Source organism: Dyadobacter sp. CY347, from assembly GCF_021502655.1.
Taxonomy (GTDB): domain Bacteria; phylum Bacteroidota; class Bacteroidia; order Cytophagales; family Spirosomataceae; genus Dyadobacter.
On sequence record NZ_JAKFFT010000009.1, the window covers coordinates 185,932 to 204,693 of the forward strand.

The window sequence follows — 18,762 nt, forward strand, 5'->3', positions numbered from 1 at the left end:
GCATATGATACAATTTCTGACAGGAGACATGCTCCAAGCCAAGACCGAAGCCCTGGTAAATACCGTCAACACTGTCGGCGTGATGGGGAAAGGCATTGCTTTGCAATTCAAGGAGGCATTTCCGCACAATTACAAGATCTACGCAGATGCCTGTAAACGTCACGAACTTGCTCCTGGAAAGCTCCTTGCAGTTTGGGACAATAGTATGCTGCTGGGTAAACGGCTAATTGTCAACTTCCCAACAAAGACACACTGGAAAAAGCCTTCTAAATATTCTTATATTGAAGACGGCCTTGTTGCGTTGCGAGCGCTGATATCGGACGAGAACGTTGCAAGTATTGCCCTGCCTCCGCTTGGTTGCGGAAATGGTGGATTGGATTGGAACATTGTGAAACCTTTGGTAGAAAAGCACTTGGGCTCATTGGATTCCGAAATTGTTGTTTTCGAACCAACTGACCATATAAAGGCTATTTTGCAAAAGCAGAGCACGACGAAGGTCGTTGGACTGACTCCCGCCCGAGCCCAGCTGCTTTATGCATTGTTTGCTTACGAAAGTATGGGTGAGCACAGTAGCCTTTTTGCTGCTAACAAGCTGGCATATTTCTATCAAAGACTTGGTCAACCATTGAAGCTTACATTCACCGCCCAACATTACGGCCCTTACGCAGTTGGTGTAGAGAAAGTGCTTTATGCACTAAATGGAGTGTTTTTAAAAGGAATGGAGCAAGGAGAAGTAAAAGCATTCGAGCCGCTTATGCTCAATTACGAAAAATGGCACGAAGTAAACGACTACATCAAAAACGAGCTCAGCCCAGAGGCGAAAGCAATCAATCGAAAACTCCTCACATTGATCGACGGATTTAGTTCTGACTTATCCCTAGAAATCCTGGCAACTACCGATTTCATCATTCAAAATAATCCAGAATTTGGCATTGATGAGATTATGGGGAAGATTAAAGCATGGAGTAGAAGGAAAAGTGAATTGATTAAGAGGGAGTATGTGGAGATTGCGGTAGGACATTTGAGAGGGTTTGAAGGGTTGGGAATATAAATATTTGACATTATTTAAATTTAGTAGACTTTATAAATTAAGCCATATTTTTCTATTTTAAAATCTGTCAAATAGTTTTGTATCGAAGCTACTCCAATTATTGTAATTTTCGGTATACCAGCACAAATGCTTTGCTAAGCCGTCTAAATCAGGGAATAGTGTTAAGAAATTGATACCATACTGATTTAGCATGTGAACAATTTCCTTTTTAAGCGATGATGGTACAATCATCTTTTCCAAATATCCCTCCTTGTCACTCACAGAACTTTTTGGATTTTTATGAACCGTAAAATATCCGTATTGGTTCGCTATTCGATTAGACGAAGTGCTTGGTTGATACATTGCAAGCTTTTCTTCTATTTCAAATGGACCTTTTGTGACTGTTGTTAAAAGAATGTCACTTTTATATGAGTAAAAAGCCCCATCTCTATCATAATTGTCACAGGTCGCAAAAAACATTGCCACAAGAGGGTTGTGAGTCCAATCAAGAAGTCTAGTAGGAAGTCCATTATGTTGTGCAATAGCAAGAAGATCCCATTCAGTATACAATCCCTTGTCTAAGTGTGAGACTGCTCTACGTTTCCAATGCCGAAAGAGCTCTGTGTCACTTACTTTATTAAAACTTTCCCTACCAGCTTTTGGCACTAGCTTCCAATATTTGTCACTCTGACCTCGAAATTTAAATACTGTCGTTTTCCTAAATTTTTCGAGGTATTTATGAAACTCATCAGTTGAGTTTAAAGTATGTTGCTTCATAGATTAAGAATTTGAGATCCAGACTTCCAACTAATCTGATTGTCGAGAAAAATGAGACACAGTTTTGAAAATGAAGGTATCAAAATTTGTTTTCAAGGTTGTATATTCCGAGGTTGTCCTAAATGCTTCCCAGCATAAATTTCTTGCAGATTGTCTATCTGCCGCTAATCCCAAACTCACCATTTCGTCGAACAATGAGTGATGATCAATGTGCTCAAAGGCAGTTTGTAATCGAATGTTTGGTTAAGCGGTTAAATAAGAGCCTATTAAGAATTTTTCCGGAGCGGTATATGGGTATAAGAATAGCAAGAACTCACTTGGATTTTCGTGATAGGTTGAATAATTCGGGTCATTTCTGTAATCTCCATCAAATACACAACAAAATCCTATCTTCATTCGCATTTGCAAATAATTACGCTTGTGTCGTAAATAGTCATTCTTAACTTCATTAATTGGTCCTGAAACCATAATATTTATCAATCTATCGAAATTCTTTCGTGTTTGATTAATCTCAACCAACATGCTTCTAATAATAAATTCGGCCATATCATCTTCACAGAACAAATGCACGAGTGGAATATGACTTAGAATCCATTCTAGAAAATGCGGCATTCACAGAAATTGCATTAATAGTCTCATATGTTCCGTCATCTCTTTTATCCACGAATTTGCGCGATCTCTGAGGCAACGCAGCTAGAAATGAGGGAGAGTGAGTTGTTAATATAAACTGCTTTTTATGATGCCAAGATATAAACTGTATTATACTTGCTAATTTTCGCTGGATCGAAGGATGGAAGCCAGCCTCTACTTCATCAATTAGTATTAAAGAATTATAGGGAGTCTCAAAAATATCTACCAAGATATTCACGAGTGATTCTTCACCAGATGCAGCCTTATATGTCGAGTAGGATTCTCCAGAATAAGAAATTAAGTAGGCCACCTTATTTATGTGCGAGCCGATCCGATAAATTTCGATACTTATTGGAACATCTAATATGTAAGAAAACGCTTGTTCAATATCCTCATGAAGTCGTATTCTTGTTGAATTAGATATTTTGCGGAGCAAGCTATTAGAGAAATTCCTCGTGGGAAGAAGTCTCTCTAAATCAATTAATCGTACTTGCTTATCTTTGATTTGAGCATTCTCTCTGTTTGGGGAGCTATATTTACCGGGGCCAGTCCAAGCCTGGCTTGAAGCCAATCTCTTTCCTTCACCACTTCTATTACTGGTACCAACCCGCCAGAATATTTCATACGAATAGTTACGAGTGGCAGACTCATACGAAGTAAAAGTTAGGACGTCGCGCCAAGCGTGTCTTCGCAAAAGTATCAGGCTTCGTCGTATCATATTTTTGAAAATTATAATGACTACAAGCTATGAGTAGCAATGTACTACTCTTGCCAATTTTATTTGTACCTGTAATCACAGTTACAGGATGATCAAAAATAAGAATAAAGCCAATTACGTGGCGAAAGTCATTTACAACAATCTTGTTTAAAAGAATCTGAAACTATTAGAAACTTGATCAAACACTAATGGATTACAATTATTAAGCCTTGATATCGCATCTGAAATATTTTGTAAATTCAACATAATTATAAAGATTGAATATGGATGTTGATAGAAGGTAGCCTGGATTTAGCTTATCAATTGATAGAAAGAAAATATGACTCATATTTTACTAGTCCTCCTATTCTATCCTGTATCAATACGTTAGTAACAGCTCCACCGTGAATACATCTGACTCTTCTTACCTATTGAATGAGATCTTTTATTTCAAAGCATCACACTTCTATTTTCGCAAAAATAGTGAAGTTGATTTGCACTATTCCAACAAACACCTTCCCTATCAGAAGAACTTCACCAACCCCACTTACCAAAGTAAACTATTGACAACCAATCTACGTTTACCAAATTGAAGGCAATAAACCGTAACAAACAAACTGTAAATATTTCCCTCATTTCATAACTATTTTAATACCACAAAAAAAGCCCCTAACAGAAACCCGGGGCGATTGAAACAGACATTATCATGATACAATTACAAAAACACACGAAACAGAATCAGGCAAGAGAGCAGCGTCAGGAGTCTTTGGCGAACCGTTACTCTGTACTTTATACGCTTAAGGGACAGTACCAGCATGTGGGGTGTTCGACGGAGGAAGAGGCGCAGTATGTGCTGGGGATGCTGATGACGGATGGTAACCGGATTCCGGTGGGAATTTATGATTCGAAGACGGATTCTTTTGAATGGGAGATCATTGGGCAGTATTTTCATGGCCAGGATTCTACTAGCGACCAACAGGCACGTTTGCATGAAGTGCTTACTATATCCCGCACATTGCGTCGCCGCGATGCCAGCTGGCAGCCAGGTTATTTGCAGAAACCAAGCTTTTTTGCTTAAAAACAAATATTTTAATGCGGGCGTGCTTAGGTGAGTCCGCATTCTATTTATTTAATCTTGCCAAGTCTACGTAAATATTTTATGGCCTCGCTCTCGGGCACAAAGACTCCATCTTTACGCTCTAAGTAGCGAATTGTGTCAATCAAATCTTCAAAGAATTCAGCATCACATTTGTCCATATAATAAAACAGATCAGGCTAGTTTTTTATGAGCACTACCGAAAATGCAAAACCACCAATGCCACAATCGCTGGTAACGCTTGCACGAAAAATATCTTTTTGCTGGCAGTGACGGCTCCGTAAATCCCGGCGACGATCACGCAGGTCAGGAAGAAAATGGCAACGTGAAATGCCCAGTGGCCTTCGAGAAAAAAATACCAGATCAGACCCGCTGCCAGAAATCCGTTGTAAAGTCCCTGGTTGGCGGCGAGTGTTTTGGTAGGTTTAAACAGCTCCGGCGCTAGGGAGCCTTTGAATATTTCCTTTCCTTTTGTTTCCCAGGCAAACATTTCGATGTAGAGAATGTAAAGGTGTTCAAGCGCCACGAGGCCGACGAGGATTTTGCCAAGGATTTCCATAAGTGGATTGGGCTAGTTGGATTATTGAATGAGCCGTTATATGAACTAAGACAATTGCAGTAGGATTTTAAGCTTCGTGTCTAAATATGACAGCTCTGCATCAGGCAGTTTACCCAATAATCCCTTGGCCAAAGACCTGTCCAACGTTGCTATCTTGCTTGTTCGAATGAGTGATTGTTTTTGTAGTCCGTTAACCGTACTTGGTGTGAGTGGGACGTCTGTTGTCTCTTGCCAGCTGACTTGGGATGTTATAAAACAAACGGTCAAATCGAAGTTGGTATCAGCGAGCACCACTGCCGGTCTCAGCTTACTGCTACTCAGATCGGTGAACGGAAAAGTGATTAATACAATATCGCCCTTAGCCATTGTAAACCACTTTCAGATCATCAGCGGTGTAAAGCTCTTCCTCGCTACTAAGAAAATCAAATGATGAACCTTTGACGATCAAGCTTTGAAGTTCATGGCTAAATTGCTGCTCCTCATATCGCTTCCTGACAGAATCAGCAAATTCGAAAATCTCTTCGGCCTTGTTCTCGGGAAGCTGGTTTATCGCTTCAATTGTTCGTTCAATGATAGCCTGCTTTGTCATAATCTCATCGTTTGTGTATCCAAATATAAACAAAAAAGCTGGCCTATCCGGTTTCAAATTATTCCAGATGCGACCAGCTTGTTACTAGTTATTTGCTACTTCAAACCCTTCCCCGTAGCGGCCCAGTATATGCCGCCATACAAATGATCCAGGAACGATTGGTCTGAATAAACCAGTCCAATGTGGCCCAGGCCGGTGTAGAATGCGCGGCCTCCGTCGTAGTTGTGATACCAGGACATGGGGTGCTCGGCGCCCATTCCGGTGCCTTGGTTGGTTTTAGGATCGTATGATTTTTCGTCGAGCGTGATCAGGATCTTGAGGTCGTCGGCGTTGTATGGTTTTTTGTATTCATACCACTCGTCGGTCCAGAGGAGGCGTTTCGGGAAGCGTTCCAAACCTGGAAAATTGCTGTCTTTTACGTCCAGAAACGCAGTTTGCTGTGCCGGATGGGTTTTGAAATACATTCCTACCAACTTGCCGTACCACGCCCAATCGTATTCCGTATCGGCCGCAGAATGTATCCCTACGTAGCCTTTTCCGCTTTTAATATATTTTTCAAATGCTGCCTGCTGCGCGTCATTCAGGATGTCGCCGGTTGTATTCAGGAAGATGACAGCCGCGTAGTTGGCCAGGCTTTTGTCATTGAAAACATCCGCGTTTTCCTGCCAGTCCACCGAGAAATTATGCCTCGAAGCGAGGTTTCTGATGCCGGCGACGCCTTCATGAATGGATACGTGGTGAAAACCTGCTGTTTTGGTAAATAATAAAACTTTAAACTGCTGCGCCTGGGCGTATGCCGCGCTCACGATGACAAGAAGCAGTGGCAGTAATTTTTTGAACATAATGGTTTTGGGATTCGTGTTTTGGTATTTGTAATTACTATTAAAACAAAAAGCAGCTGAAATATACTTTCAGCACAAGGGCCGATTTCAACTTTCAACACACACGGACCACATCGCCGAAGTGGCCACGGACAAATTGCTGCATCTCCATTAATGACTCACTTCCCCATCCGCAAGCGCGTCTGTGCGCCGCCTTCTGCGTCCTTTAATTCGATCTTTAAACCTCCATTCTTCACCACTCCCCGATCAATGACCAGCGTGACTTGGTGGATTCCTGGGTTTAGTGATGCTGCAATGTTATTGCCAGACATTTTTACGGGTTTGCTGGCAATGTAGGCGGTCACTCCGTTCGAGATGTTTGAGGACAATGTTACGTTGCCTTTGGTGAGTATTTCAATGTCGAAGCGGACGATGCTGAACGATTTTCCGGCTGTGGTCTCTACAACGGGCACTTCGTCAAGGGGTAAGTCACCGGACACTTTGCTATAAACCGGGGCGTAGGTGACCTTTGAATCTTTGGTCGTGGTGAATGCGCCTGAGCCTGTCATTCTAGTTGCGGTTTGCTTGTCGGCGGTGATGCTTTCCCAGCGTCGTACGAACCTGGTGTTGGGGACGCGGAAGTCACCGGATTCACCCATTTTTGTCAGGAAGCCGACGAGGTTGATGAATTCGGTCTCGTCGAGGCTGGCGGTGAGGCCGGGAGGCATAAGGGAGCCTGGCACCTTTTCCATCACTTGCAACTGGCTTTTGGCAATGGAAACTTCTTTCCCGGTCACATCACGTATAATGACCTCCGACGCGCCGTCACTTGCCAGATAGCCGAGCATTTCTGAGCCGTCCTTTTTCACAACGCGTTTCAGATCGTAACCTTCTTTGATCGACAAATTGGGATACAGAATAGAACGGATAATGGTCTCCGGCGGTGAACTTGTTCCCAAACTGCTCAGATCAGGCCCTATCAAACCACCCGCTCCACCAATAGCGTGGCAAGTTGTACAGCTCGCTTCGGCACGGCGGAAAATCTGCTCTCCCTTTGCAGGATCAGCTTTTTCCCTTACCAGTTTGGCAAGACCGGCGATCTGGTCGTCGTTCAAATCCTGGGGCATTTTCTGTGTAGGCATTGAACCGCCGGATGCTTCCAGCGCTTTTTTCAAAGCCAGCATTTCATCGATATTCTGACGCGTCCAGCCTCCGCGGGTTTGTACAAGCCGGCGACCAGCTTTTGCGGTGGCTTCCGGGATTTTCTTCGCTGCTATGGCATCGGCCAGTGCAGCGGCTCCCGGGTTTGTTGAAATAAATGCCATGAAAAGCTCGCTCATGTCCGTGTCTGCGGGCAATGTGCGCATGAGGTCGGTGCCTATGCGGGCTGCTTCTTTCGGATCAAGGTTGGCGAGCTGGGATGCCGCAATGATGCGCACTTCCGGAGCATTTTTCGCGCCGGTCAGATCCACGGTCAATTTGGTTGCTTTTTCCTTATCGATCGCGGTTAGGGATGCTAATGCGGCCTTTTTGGTGTTGGGATTTCCGGTTTGAACTAGCCCTGTCAACTTATCATTCAGCTGTGTCAATTTCCATAGACCTATTAAACGGATAGCGCTCAGGCTCACTGCTTCGTCCTCATTGCCGATGAAGGTTGCAACGCGCTCCGGCGATTTTTCCGGCTTCACATTCCGCTGGCCAGCAGCGTTTTCCAAGGCAGCCAACTGGGCAGCAGCGTTTTTACCCTTATTGCTCAGTGCAAGATCCAGCAACATATTCAGGTCGGCAGGCTGCCCTAATCTGGCAATGCTCGTCAAAACATCTGCCTGATAATCCTCAGGCACTTCACCTTTTTGATAAAGCTGAACCAACATCGTGGCAGCCTCCGGACTCGTTGCCGACTTCAATGCATAAGCTGTCTTCTTGGCATCACCCAACAGGTTTGGTTCCGTTTTCAGTTTTGCCAGCCAGATCGGCTCCAATTCCCGCACCGTTTGCCACAATGCAAAATCAAGAAATTCATCCATTTGAGCGTCCAGAACCGACAGTGCATTCTTCGCAGCATCAGCCGTTTTGGTTTTACGCAATGCAATTACCGCTTCCATTCTGACTTGCGCATGTTCATCTTTTACGGCCTTAGCAAGCAATGCAGGCACATTCTGGACCTTTGGGAACCATAATTCCAGCGCACGCAATGCTGCTGCACGTGCATTATGACTTTTTGCATTCAATAACTCTAATAAAATAGGCTGGTTAAATGTTTCCAGCGTTTGATAAACCCAAAGCGCTTCCAGCAAATTATGCTCGTAATTCGCGTCATTTTTATCCAAACCCTGCACCCACTTTTCCAAAGCAGGAACCACTTCTTTGGCACCTTTTAATTTTAAAACCTGCTTTGCCTGCAAGCGTGTCCATTCTTCGGGTAGTTTTAATGATTCCAAAAGTTCGGTTGTGCTGGCTTTGGCCAATTTTGGTTTGGTAACGAGCGGGCGGTTTTTAGCTACGATCCGCCAGATGCGGCCGTGCTGCTGGTCGCGACGCGGGTCGTGGAAATCCACTTCACCGTGCTGAATGATGGGGTTATACCAGTCGGCCACGTAAATCGCGCCATCGGGACCTACATTGATATCAACCGGGCGGAAAGCAACATTATCAGTCCACATCAGGTCGTCGGTCTGTTTGGACGCGTAACCGGCGCCTTGTTCTTCGAGTTTGAAGCTGTTAATGCGGTTGGCCCGGAAGTCGTTGGTGATCATTCTGCCTTGCCATGCATCGGGTAAATGTTTTCCGGAAACCACGTCCAAACCGCTGTGTTTGGGCTGGCCGGGATTCAGGCCGCGCATAATGCGGGCTGCGCCCGGAGCCGTTAGGAATGTTGCGCCCGGAAAGCCGTAGTTGATGCCCTCTCCGCCTGCTCCATCCGTCAGGAACGACTGGCCCCAGCGGTCAAATTGAAGCCCCCAGGGGTTTACAAGGCCTTTCGCATACACTTCCATATCCAGGTTACGCGTATTCAGCGCCCATACGCCGCCGCCTTCCAGACGCTTTATGCCGAAAGGTGTTTCCACATGGCTGTAAATGTAAATCGACTGGTTAAAATACATTCTGCCCTCAGGTCCCCAGCGAAACGTGTGGATCAAATGGTGCGTATCACCCGTTCCGAAACCATTCAGTACGCGGCGTTTTTTGTCGGCTTTGCCATCGCCGTCGGTATCGGAGAAATGCAGGATTTCGGTTGAATTGGCTACATATACACCCCCATCACCAGGCAAAATTCCGGTGGGTTGAATGAGTCCTTCGGCAAAAACGGTCGACTTGTCGGCCTTACCGTCGCCGTCTGTATCTTCCAAAACAAAAATCTTGTCATTCGCAGATTCGCCCGTTTTTAAATGCGGGTAAACCGTGCTGCTGACCACCCATAACCGCCCTTCCGCGTCCCAGTTCATCTGGATAGGCTTGGCAACCATTGGGTCAGAAGCAAATAATGTAACCTCAAATCCATCGGCAACTTTAAAAGAAGCCAGTTCTTTCTGAACATCCGGATCGGGGTCCTCTTTAATGTTCTGAACCTTATTAGAAGAGGTCGTAAGCAGGATTGTCGCCACAAGCGTCGCTCCGTATAGTAACTTGGTTGCTTTCATATTTTTGAAGACAGCTTGCAACTGCCTGTGTAATTTTTTGATAAATCCCTGAATGAGTTCTTTTTAGCCCAAGGCCGCCGGGCCGTTCGCGGGGCGGTTGAAGGGTTATTCCAACTTCCTCAATTCATACACGATTTCCTTCGGCTCGCTGTTGAGGATGATCTGGCCTTCGAGCCATTTGATGAGAATGTTTTGTTCTTCAAGTCCTTTTACGTGGCGGCCTTGCTCGTAGCGGCGGAAACCAATGATGTAGGTTTGGTTTAATGGCCGATATTGAAAGAAGTGTAACTCATTCTTTTTCAATATCATATTGCGAATTTCGGCAACCTTTGCAAACTGAGGCCCTTGCATTATTTCAACGCCTTTTTCCCATTCTTTGGCAGAAGCCGTGGCTACCTCATTGTTTTCAGAAACCAATGTATAGTAACCCTTTTTCAGGCCTGATATCCTTACTGTGCGCAAATTGTCGGTGATTCGGCTGGCAGATTTCGGTGAAGGCAAAGGGAGATATTTATTATCTACGGCAAATTTGGCCAATATTCCCGCTTTATCCGGGGTTAGTGAGCGTCCGTTGGAAACTTCCGCTTTGTTGTTTGCGATCGTGATGGCTGTCGTAGCTTTTGCAACATCCAGGCCCAAGGCTTTTTCAAGGATTGTTGCCAGATGATAGTAACCCAGCTCGTTCAAATGCACGGTGTTTTCAATGATCGAATCCTTTTTGCTGGCGTTCAAAATGGGATTGTAAATATCAATAAATAGCTTGCTGCGCTGGGTAGCAACTTCCGAAATGGCTTTGGAATACAATTCAAGATCCGCATTGCGCTGGTTGATGCGCTGAGCTGTGTCGCTGGAAACCACAGGAATTGTGGAGAGCAAAACGGCCTTTGCGCCGAGCTCTTCAATTTTGTCCAAAAGTTTGTTCAAACCTTCCTTGAAATGCGGTAGGCCGGCTTGTCCGTCCTGCGCTTCTACACCGCCATAACCCAGAAAAACAACCGTCGGCTGCGTTTTGGTGATGTCTTCCATTAAATGTTCGTATGGCGTCGGCGGATTGGTGTAGGTGCTCCTGCCTTCCCCCCACACATTGTCGCCCGTCCAGCCCAAATTCCTGAATGTGATGCCTTTATCTGCAAAACGGGTCGTCAGGGCCAGTTCCAGATATCCGTACTGAAAATCATTTTCAAAAATTGAACTGCCTAAAAAAACGACACGGTCACCGTCTTTTAATGTGAAAGCTTCGGCAGGTTTTGTTTGGGCGGAAACTGGTTGGATGGGTAATGTACTGAACAGGAATAAAATATAGCCAAATACTGCGGCTATCCGGGTCTTTCTCATGCATTCTGGGTTTAGTATTAATATCTGATAATCTATAAAGGAAAATGCAGAGATAAGTTAACCGTTGCCAGGCATAAATAAATGCCCACACAGCATTCGTCAGACCGTTTAGGGCCAGGCTGTATGGGCATTGAATTGAGAATCAGTTGAATGACTGTCTGAATTCCAGAGGCGAAAGCGCCGTTTTTCGTTTGAAGATTTTATTGAATGACTGCGGATGCTCAAATCCGAGTTGATAAGCGATTTCTGCGATAGATAAATTAGTAGTGCTCAAAATGCCTTTTGCCCTTTCAATCAGCTTGTTATGAATGTGCTGCTGGGTATTTAGTCCGGTATAAGTCCGCAGCATATCGCTGAGATAATCAGGTGAAACATTCAGTTTCAATGCGACGTCCTTTACTGTCGGCAATGTCAGATTTTCGTTGTTATTGAAATGCTCATCCAGCAATGCTTCCAGCCTCACCAGCAGGTCGTTATGCGCGGCTTTGCGGGTGAGAAACTGCCTGTGGTAAAATCGGTCGGCATAATTCAGCAACACTTCGATCTGCGAAATGATGACGCGCTGGCTGAAATTATCGATGTTAGCCTTGTATTCCTGTTCAATGTTTTCAAGAATGTTATAGATGACATGCTCTTCTTTTTTAGACAGATAAAGTGCCTCATTGACCGAATAGGAGAAGTATTTGTAGTTTTTAATCTCCTTGCCCAGCGGATAACCCAGCAGAAAATCTGCATGGAACATCAGCATAAAGCCTGAGCACGGCCGGTCGTTCCGCTCCTCCCAGCAAAGCTGGCCAGGCGAAATAAATGACAAAACCCCTTCGTCGAAATCGTAGTAACTCTGCCCGTAACGAACTTTACCTTGAAAATCCTTCTTAACGGCAATCATATAAAAGTCCAGCACACAGCCGTCGCTCAGGTCAATCGGCGAATTGTAAATTTCATCAAACCGCACAACGCTCACCATCGGATGTTCTATTTCCTTGATGCCATACATGCGATGTAGTTCACCAATAGAACTGATTACCAGCGGATTATTCCTTTGTTTTTTCATATTTTATTCGTCAATCCAGCCCATGCCGGCTTCGTCGTAACGTGCTCCCGTAACGCCCAGCGGCACAATGCTTTCCAGATTTTCTACTTCCGTTTCAGTTAATACAATGTTTGCAGCCGCAATGTTCTCCTCAATGTATTTTACCCGCTTCGTTCCGGGAATTGGCAAATGTCCTTTTGCAATAATCCATGCAATGGCAAGCTGCGACGCAGTCACGCCTTTTTCCACAGCCAGCTTTTCAATCGCATCGGCCAGTTCCAGGTTTTTGTAAAACTGCTCACCCTGAAACCGCGGGATCGAACGTCTGAAATCATCAGCAGGAAAATCGTCCGGGCTTTTGATCCGCTCGCCTGATATAAATCCTCGCCCCAGCGGCGAATAAGCCACGAAACCAATGCCTGATTGCTGCAATGTGTCCAGAATTCCGGCTTCTTCCACAGTTCTTTCAAATAATGAATATTCCGTTTGCAATGCAGTAATCGGGTGCGTTGCATGTGCTTTCTGAATGGTTTGGGAAGAAACTTCTGAAAGTCCCAGATAACCCACTTTCCCTTCCTTAACCAGCTCGCCCATCGCGCCAACCGTCTCTTCAACAGGCACTTCTGGATCCAGACGGTGCAAATAATACAGATCAATATAATCTGTTCCCAGATTTTTCAGCGACCGCTCAACGGATTTTCGGACATAATCCGGTTTGCCATTGAACTTCCAGGTAAGCTGCTCATTATCATCAATTTCAAAACCGAATTTCGTGGCAATAATGTAGCGCTCACGGTTGCCTTTAATGGCTTTGGCAATCAGTCTTTCATTTAGTAATGGCCCGTAAAGGTCGGCTGTGTCCAGAAAATTTCCACCCAATTCCAGCGAGCGGTGAATGCTCCTGATCGCCTCGCCTTCGTCTGCTTTTCCGTAAATATCCGCACCGCCAATCTGGGTCATGCCCATGCATCCCAATCCGATGTTAGGCACTACAAGGCCCTGGTTTCCTAAGTTAACTTTTTTAATGCTCATTATTTTGTGCTTTTAGTACAACACAAAACTACCGTAAACTAAAAAGTGTGATGTATCCAAATCAGGGAAGGTTGTATCCAAATGCCGGGACGCCATTTTTACCTGAATTTTGCGAGATTAGCGCAGTTGAAATCTATACACCGCATACATTATATAGCATGAGAATCTGTTTTGTTTTCCTGTTTTTCATTTTTATCAAATGCTCCGCCGTCCTGGCGCAAACCGAAATGCAGATCCAATCCCTTAACCATTATGTGACTTTTCTGGATAAGTCGTCCGAAGTGCTTATTCACCGTTTCCAAATGTTGTCGGATTATCAGCAGGCAGTAAGCCGACATAAGAAAAAGCCCGTTTCGGAGCTCAGATTGCCTTCTTCCGGCCCTTTGGAAGAATATTACTTGAAAAGAGCAATGATCGTTATAAGCCTACCGGCAGCCGAGATAGATCTTTTAAATAAAAAAGCAAGAGCGATCTGGGCGCTTCTGAATAATATCGATGAGGCATGTAAGCAGCTGGAAACGCATGTGCATTTGAAAGCATATCAAAATGACAACTTCAAACAATCAGACGAATACGTAGCCAAAATTCAGGCAATGTTCGAGCGGTTTAGCCGGGAAAAAGATGCGTTTTATCAGCAAGTGCGGCAAATTTACCAAAAGCATCAACCCTACTCTGCCGCTGATCCTTACTTAGTGACCGAAAAAGCGATGGAGCTGGTGATCCTCAGCCAGCGCGCATTACTCGATTCGTTGCCTTACTATCTGGATGAAGAAACCCGCGCTGACTGGCCTATTGAAACCATACGCCGAAGCATGCTTGCCGACGAAAAGTTTCTAGCAACCATTGACAACACCAAGGCCAGCCTGGAATACCCGGCTGATGATATGCTGAGCGCTTTCAAATCGGCCATACGCTCAATGCAGTCCCTGAAAGGCAGGGCCATTGATCATTATACTTTTGAGGCTAAGCAATCGGCTTTGCATGGAAACGAGTATTATGTGCTGCTAATGAACCAGTTTAATCAGGATTTGCTGGCATTTCACAAGTCATTTATCAATTACAGTCAAACCAAGCGCAGGCTGCTTTACTATCCGGAATTCAGTCCGGTTTTTGCAAAAGAAAAAAGGGTAAGAATTGATAAAAATGCAGCTGGAACCGCGCCTTTTGAAGACAAACCGTTATTGTCTTTTGAAACAAAAAAGGCCGCTGCACCTGCTCCGGCTGCATTGCTGCGGACATTGAATGACTACATCGAATTCGTAAATGAGTCATTGCGGCAAATGCATGCATTGCAATTGACGCTTCGCAGTTACCAATCTTCCGCAGAATTTTACCGCAATCCGTTGCGGAGCAGTTCACGCGCCAATCTGGAATATTCACACAAAGATTTCACCATCCCCGCTGCTGCCTATGCATTGCTCATTACCGCCAGCAAAGCCGTTCCCGAGCCCTATCGCGCTTCCATCAACACCCAGACCGAAGTGCTGCTGAATGTACTGAAAGAAATGGATAATCTCAGCATTGAACTGATCGGCTATACTTCTGAAAAGCAGTATCTGAAAGACCAGTTACAGCGTTCGGATGCCATTCTGGATCGCTATTTGACACTTTTTGACACATTTGATAAAAAGAAAGAACAGCTTTACAACGATGTTCGCCGCATTTACGAAATGTATCCGAATGCTGATCCGAAGAGTTCCTGGATCGTTGCCGGAAAGGAGTTGCAGCAAGCAATGGACGATGACCGAGATGTGCTGTTTGGTGTGAAAGCATTGCTGCGGCAGGAGACTACTAACATTCCGGCGACAGTAAAAATTGAAGAAAATGCGCAGCAGCTGATCAAAGATGAATATCAAAATTTGAAAGGATTGCAACGTTACGGTCGCAGCAACGGCCTTTGCCCCTATTCGCCTTATGAAGATTTGGCAACAAATTCGGCGCGGTTTGCTGAATTGACACAGAAGTTGAAAACCGTTTCGCCGGGAGCCACGCGACATCCTTTTGAGTCATTTTACTATTTCTATAACAATGAGCTGGTTTATCAATACAACAAATTTGTAGCATTGGCCAAAGGCGGATTGCTTAAAGTGGTTAACCAGCCGGATCTTTTTGTATTTTCAAAAACAGATAAACCAAAAACGCACATTCCGGTCGATACAACGCAACCGGAACGAGTTCAGCAGGTTACGCGCTCACTGGATGGCTTTGCGGCGAACAATATGGTGCTTTTACTGGATGTGTCTTCGTCCATGAACTCGCCATACAAAATGCCGCTTTTAAAACGCTCTATCAAATCTTTGCTGACATTGCTGCGGCCGGAAGATCAGATTTCCATTGTGCTTTATTCGGGCAAAGCACGCGTTGTTCTCAAACCAACCTCGGGTTCCAGATCGGCTGAAATTTCAAGAATGATCGATCTGCTGCAATCGGACGGCGATACGGATGGGAATGAAGGCATTAAGCTCGCTTATAAAACGGCCAGCAAACAATACATTCGAGGCGGCAACAACCGGATCATTCTAGCCACAGACGGGGAGTTTCCGGTAAGCGACGAAGTTATGGAAATGATCGGTCAAAATGCTCAGAAGGAACTCTTCCTGACCATATTTACATTTGGCAGACACGAAAATTCAGGCCAGAAACTCAAAAAACTAAGTCAGGCAGGCAAAGGAACTTACGCGCACGTAACCGAAGAAACCGCGGACCTGCAACTCATTTTAGAAGCACAAGGCAAAAAGCCCGCAACCGAGTAGTATGTGAAGACAAAGTTGACCGTTAAATAACTGTTGCATACCGTTTAGAAAGCCGTTTTGATTTTGGAAAGCCTTCGTTCCTTTTTTAGCATTTCTAATGCTAGAATATATGAGACGCGCTTCGTTTTACATTGCCTATTTTCTCATCCTATTCCTCGTTACAGAGCTCCTACTGCGATGCGCCCTGTGTTTTTTAGGCTATCCATTTTTGAGGCCGTCTGGTTTTTTGTATAAAGAGTTTTACACGAACATGGATAAGCTGAATGCCACGGAGATCAGAAATGACGATGCAATCAAAGATATACTCATTCTCGGCGGCTCGGTTATCAGCACGGGATATCTCAATCTTGAACCCAGACTTGACACCCTGTTGAAACAAAAATATGGAAACAATGCTAAGTTCGCCTTTTACAATATAGCGGCTCCCGCCCACACAGCGCTGGATAATGCAATGAAGTACGATTTGCTGGATAAACACCATTTTGACCTCGTCATTTACTATGAAGCCATTAATGATACACACGCAAACAACATTCCGCCTGCTGATTTTAAAGACGATTATTCACACATTAAATGGTATGACGACATTTACCTGCTTGGCGCCCATCCTGAAATAAATATAACGGTGATTCCCTACCTGATTGACAAGACAATACATTATTTATCAGATAAAGTCAATCATAAAATTTACCTCAGCCAATATGGAGTAGACCAGAAATTCATACAATATGGCGCTCAGGTCCAAAGCGAGCGTGCTTATGAGATGAATGTTGGCAGGATTATCGCCAAATCACGCAGCAAGGGAGAAAAGTTGCTTTTGCTCAGTTATGCCTCTCATTTCCCTCCCAACATTGCGCTTACCGGAGATAAGAAAGATTTGAAATACTACGCCAAATGTAATTTCGCAACCCCGGTCACCATGTGGGGAAGCCCGGAAAGTGTTAGGAAGGGTGTGAACAGACACAACGAAATCCTCAGGAGACTGGCGCAAACCAACTCAGTCGCATTCATGGATATGGAAAAGCGGTTTCCCGCGGACTCGTCGCTGTTTTGCGATGTTTGTCATTTAAGCGAAGCCGGGGCCAGACAGTTTGCGCGCGAGCTTGCAGCATTTCTTATTGATGAGAAAATGCTGGAATAGCGGACTTGACTGCCGGTAAGTCGGGCCGGGCAAATGTTACTATAAGCTCTTATTAGAATCTAAACCCTGAGGGAACCCCGGAAACCTCTGGCTGCGTAGTAAGAATCGGCGCCATTGTGATAGATAAAAACCCGGTCGAAACGTCTGTCGCCGAAGATAGCGCCTCCCAGTTTTCTCACTTCGGGGGGAGTTTTCAACCAGCTGGATGTTTTCAGATCGAACTTTCCCAATGCCTGCAACTGCTGATATTCTTCTTCCGTTAATAGCTCAACGCCCATTTCAGCCGCCATATCCATCGCCGTGTTTTCCGGCCTGTTTGCTTTTCTTGACTCCCAGGCTGCCCGGTCGTAACATATACTTCGGCGATCTTTTGGTGTTTCGGGTGAACAATCAAAAAAGATGAATTCGTCTGATTTTTTATCATACCCTACTACATCCGGCTCACCGCCAGTTACTTCCATTTCGTCGAGTACCCAGAGTTTTTCAGGGTTGGCTTCCAGTTTTGCTTGAATGTTATTCCAGTCCAGACCTTCGTGAAGGGCCTTGTTCTTTTTGAAACGGGATTTTAATGTTTCCATTAATGCATTTGCCTGGTCTTCGGATAGTTGTTTTTTATTTTTCATAGTTGGGTTTATTGGTGTGCATTTGCGGGTGGTTATGCCACGGATACACGGATTTACACGAATTGTATTTTAAAGTATGGGTTGATTAGATTCTAATTTTGGCGGGAAGAATATTGGCTGCTGGATTGAGATCCTAAATGATATTTGGCAGCTTGCGTGATACCGGCCTGAAATACCAGGATACAACCGTGAGGACAATCAGCAATATTGGCCCGAAAAACTCTTTGGCACCATCACCAGCGGCAATGTGCGAAAAAATAGCGCCCGACATCGCAAAGAAAAAACCCGCATATGCCCATTCTTTGACCAACGGCAGTTTGGGCATAAGCACAACAATAACACCCAGCATTTTCCATACGCCAATGATAGTCAGAAAATAGAGCGGGTAACCCAAATGCGTCATCATATCCACCTCTTCCTTGAGTTTGATGATCTGCACAACTCCACTGGACACCATCCCCAATGAGAGCCAGACAGTCGCAATCCAGTAAATGATCTTGTTTCTCTTTGCCATGATCGGTTTATTTTAGGTAATGTACAACTTCCTGCAATCTGTTATGCGCCATATTAATGCCTTGTGCAAAAGGCATTTTCAACGTCTGGTCACGCAGCTCTACCGTTTTATAAATAATCTGCATGGTAAGCTTGCTGGTTTGCTCAGTCAGTTTTTCAAATTCAAGAAATTCAAGCTGGACGGCAAACTGGAATGGCGAACCGGGTGTGTTTTCCATTTCAAATGTCCTTGTGATCCTTTGATTGGGGATAAATTCGGGAAACACGCCGTTGGCCCTGAAGACGACGTTACCCTTCGGGTCGGATGTCTCAAACTCATAGGCCCCGTGTTTTTTGTTCTCGTGTTTCAACACTTTCGTTCCCATCCACTGCGACACGATCTCCGGCTCAGTGTAGGCTTTGAAAAGTAAATCCAACGGCAGGTCAAACTCCCTGGTGATCAGAATTTCCTGTTTGCCATCTTCGGCATGGACCTTGGTTTTGCGCTCCATA

General features: G+C 44.8%; 17 protein-coding genes. 4 read left to right on the forward strand and 13 right to left on the reverse strand.

Features of this window, described 5'->3' with window-relative positions:
• Window positions 1–4 precede the first annotated feature (4 nt).
• Complete coding sequence (locus L0659_RS21730; RefSeq protein WP_235128682.1) at window positions 5–1,051, forward strand: macro domain-containing protein; 1,047 nt, start codon at window positions 5–7, stop codon at window positions 1,049–1,051.
• A 57-nt stretch (window positions 1,052–1,108) separates the two neighbouring features.
• Here the strand turns inward: L0659_RS21730 and L0659_RS21735 are convergent, their stop codons facing one another.
• Window positions 1,109–1,807 carry an FRG domain-containing protein gene (locus tag L0659_RS21735; protein WP_235128683.1) on the reverse strand — a complete coding sequence of 233 codons (699 nt, stop codon included), beginning with the start codon at window positions 1,805–1,807 and terminating at the stop codon, window positions 1,109–1,111.
• Window positions 1,808–2,360: 553 nt separating this feature from the next.
• Entirely contained in the window at window positions 2,361–3,155 is a 795-nt protein-coding gene (locus L0659_RS21740; RefSeq protein WP_235128684.1) for an ATP/GTP-binding protein, read from the reverse strand.
• Between the two features lie 685 nt (window positions 3,156–3,840).
• Between L0659_RS21740 and L0659_RS21745 the strand changes: the two genes are divergently transcribed.
• Window positions 3,841–4,212 (forward strand): hypothetical protein, encoded by a 372-nt coding sequence (locus L0659_RS21745; RefSeq protein WP_235128685.1) that lies wholly within the window; start codon window positions 3,841–3,843, stop codon window positions 4,210–4,212.
• Between the two features lie 214 nt (window positions 4,213–4,426).
• Here the strand turns inward: L0659_RS21745 and L0659_RS21750 are convergent, their stop codons facing one another.
• The 8 genes from L0659_RS21750 to L0659_RS21785 all read right to left on the reverse strand — a co-directional run bounded on the left by L0659_RS21750 (window position 4,427) and on the right by L0659_RS21785 (window position 13,240).
• Window positions 4,427–4,789 (reverse strand): DUF1304 domain-containing protein, encoded by a 363-nt coding sequence (locus tag L0659_RS21750; protein WP_235128686.1) that lies wholly within the window; start codon window positions 4,787–4,789, stop codon window positions 4,427–4,429.
• A gap of 45 nt (window positions 4,790–4,834) precedes the next feature.
• Window positions 4,835–5,155 carry a type II toxin-antitoxin system PemK/MazF family toxin gene (locus L0659_RS21755; RefSeq protein WP_235128687.1) on the reverse strand — a complete coding sequence of 107 codons (321 nt, stop codon included), beginning with the start codon at window positions 5,153–5,155 and terminating at the stop codon, window positions 4,835–4,837.
• Window positions 5,148–5,378, reverse strand: a complete 231-nt coding sequence (locus L0659_RS21760) for a hypothetical protein (protein ID WP_235128688.1) — start codon at window positions 5,376–5,378, stop codon at window positions 5,148–5,150. Before L0659_RS21760 ends, L0659_RS21755 begins: the two co-directional genes overlap by 8 nt.
• A 95-nt stretch (window positions 5,379–5,473) precedes the next feature.
• Complete coding sequence (locus L0659_RS21765; protein ID WP_235128689.1) at window positions 5,474–6,220, reverse strand: ThuA domain-containing protein; 747 nt, start codon at window positions 6,218–6,220, stop codon at window positions 5,474–5,476.
• A gap of 158 nt (window positions 6,221–6,378) precedes the next feature.
• On the reverse strand, window positions 6,379–9,840 hold the full coding sequence (locus tag L0659_RS21770) for a PVC-type heme-binding CxxCH protein (RefSeq protein WP_235128690.1): 3,462 nt from the start codon (window positions 9,838–9,840) through the stop codon (window positions 6,379–6,381).
• A 105-nt stretch (window positions 9,841–9,945) separates the two neighbouring features.
• Window positions 9,946–11,175 carry a GDSL-type esterase/lipase family protein gene (locus L0659_RS21775; protein ID WP_235128691.1) on the reverse strand — a complete coding sequence of 410 codons (1,230 nt, stop codon included), beginning with the start codon at window positions 11,173–11,175 and terminating at the stop codon, window positions 9,946–9,948.
• 142 nt (window positions 11,176–11,317) lie between these two features.
• Window positions 11,318–12,229, reverse strand: coding sequence for an AraC family transcriptional regulator (locus L0659_RS21780; protein WP_235128692.1), 912 nt, complete (start codon window positions 12,227–12,229; stop codon window positions 11,318–11,320).
• 3 nt (window positions 12,230–12,232) lie between these two features.
• Complete coding sequence (locus L0659_RS21785) at window positions 12,233–13,240, reverse strand: aldo/keto reductase (RefSeq protein WP_255727577.1); 1,008 nt, start codon at window positions 13,238–13,240, stop codon at window positions 12,233–12,235.
• Window positions 13,241–13,290: 50 nt separating this feature from the next.
• Here L0659_RS21785 and L0659_RS21790 point away from each other — a divergent pair, with 50 nt between their 5' ends.
• Window positions 13,291–15,993 (forward strand): VWA domain-containing protein, encoded by a 2,703-nt coding sequence (locus L0659_RS21790; RefSeq protein WP_235128693.1) that lies wholly within the window; start codon window positions 13,291–13,293, stop codon window positions 15,991–15,993.
• Between the two features lie 250 nt (window positions 15,994–16,243).
• On the forward strand, window positions 16,244–17,134 hold the full coding sequence (locus tag L0659_RS21795) for a hypothetical protein (protein ID WP_235128694.1): 891 nt from the start codon (window positions 16,244–16,246) through the stop codon (window positions 17,132–17,134).
• A gap of 59 nt (window positions 17,135–17,193) precedes the next feature.
• Here L0659_RS21795 and L0659_RS21800 read toward each other — a convergent pair whose 3' ends face one another.
• From L0659_RS21800 to L0659_RS21810, 3 genes are all read right to left on the reverse strand, one after another.
• The gene (locus tag L0659_RS21800) at window positions 17,194–17,757 is read right to left on the reverse strand and encodes a DUF4256 domain-containing protein (RefSeq protein ID WP_235128695.1); all 564 of its coding nucleotides are present in this window, start codon (window positions 17,755–17,757) and stop codon (window positions 17,194–17,196) included.
• A 133-nt stretch (window positions 17,758–17,890) separates the two neighbouring features.
• Complete coding sequence (locus L0659_RS21805; RefSeq protein WP_235128696.1) at window positions 17,891–18,271, reverse strand: DoxX family protein; 381 nt, start codon at window positions 18,269–18,271, stop codon at window positions 17,891–17,893.
• A 7-nt stretch (window positions 18,272–18,278) separates the two neighbouring features.
• Window positions 18,279–18,761, reverse strand: coding sequence for an SRPBCC domain-containing protein (locus L0659_RS21810; RefSeq protein WP_235128697.1), 483 nt, complete (start codon window positions 18,759–18,761; stop codon window positions 18,279–18,281).
• Between the last annotated feature and the right edge of the window lies 1 nt (window position 18,762).

What these genes read in the sequence shown, in the direction of transcription:
- L0659_RS21810 (WP_235128697.1), bottom strand. Translation starts at nt 18,761, where the DNA reads ATGGAGCGCAAAACCAAGGTCCATGCCGAAGATGGCAAACAGGAAATT.
- L0659_RS21760 (WP_235128688.1), bottom strand. Translation starts at nt 5,378, where the DNA reads ATGACAAAGCAGGCTATCATTGAACGAACAATTGAAGCGATAAACCAG.
- L0659_RS21745 (WP_235128685.1), top strand. Translation starts at nt 3,841, where the DNA reads ATGATACAATTACAAAAACACACGAAACAGAATCAGGCAAGAGAGCAG.
- L0659_RS21800 (WP_235128695.1), bottom strand. Translation starts at nt 17,757, where the DNA reads ATGAAAAATAAAAAACAACTATCCGAAGACCAGGCAAATGCATTAATG.
- L0659_RS21735 (WP_235128683.1), bottom strand. Translation starts at nt 1,807, where the DNA reads ATGAAGCAACATACTTTAAACTCAACTGATGAGTTTCATAAATACCTC.
- L0659_RS21740 (WP_235128684.1), bottom strand. Translation starts at nt 3,155, where the DNA reads ATGATACGACGAAGCCTGATACTTTTGCGAAGACACGCTTGGCGCGAC.
- L0659_RS21730 (WP_235128682.1), top strand. Translation starts at nt 5, where the DNA reads ATGATACAATTTCTGACAGGAGACATGCTCCAAGCCAAGACCGAAGCC.
- L0659_RS21795 (WP_235128694.1), top strand. Translation starts at nt 16,244, where the DNA reads ATGGATAAGCTGAATGCCACGGAGATCAGAAATGACGATGCAATCAAA.
- L0659_RS21755 (WP_235128687.1), bottom strand. Translation starts at nt 5,155, where the DNA reads ATGGCTAAGGGCGATATTGTATTAATCACTTTTCCGTTCACCGATCTG.
- L0659_RS21770 (WP_235128690.1), bottom strand. Translation starts at nt 9,840, where the DNA reads ATGAAAGCAACCAAGTTACTATACGGAGCGACGCTTGTGGCGACAATC.
- L0659_RS21805 (WP_235128696.1), bottom strand. Translation starts at nt 18,271, where the DNA reads ATGGCAAAGAGAAACAAGATCATTTACTGGATTGCGACTGTCTGGCTC.
- L0659_RS21785 (WP_255727577.1), bottom strand. Translation starts at nt 13,240, where the DNA reads ATGAGCATTAAAAAAGTTAACTTAGGAAACCAGGGCCTTGTAGTGCCT.
- L0659_RS21765 (WP_235128689.1), bottom strand. Translation starts at nt 6,220, where the DNA reads ATGTTCAAAAAATTACTGCCACTGCTTCTTGTCATCGTGAGCGCGGCA.
- L0659_RS21780 (WP_235128692.1), bottom strand. Translation starts at nt 12,229, where the DNA reads ATGAAAAAACAAAGGAATAATCCGCTGGTAATCAGTTCTATTGGTGAA.
- L0659_RS21775 (WP_235128691.1), bottom strand. Translation starts at nt 11,175, where the DNA reads ATGAGAAAGACCCGGATAGCCGCAGTATTTGGCTATATTTTATTCCTG.
- L0659_RS21790 (WP_235128693.1), top strand. Translation starts at nt 13,291, where the DNA reads ATGTATCCAAATCAGGGAAGGTTGTATCCAAATGCCGGGACGCCATTT.
- L0659_RS21750 (WP_235128686.1), bottom strand. Translation starts at nt 4,789, where the DNA reads ATGGAAATCCTTGGCAAAATCCTCGTCGGCCTCGTGGCGCTTGAACAC.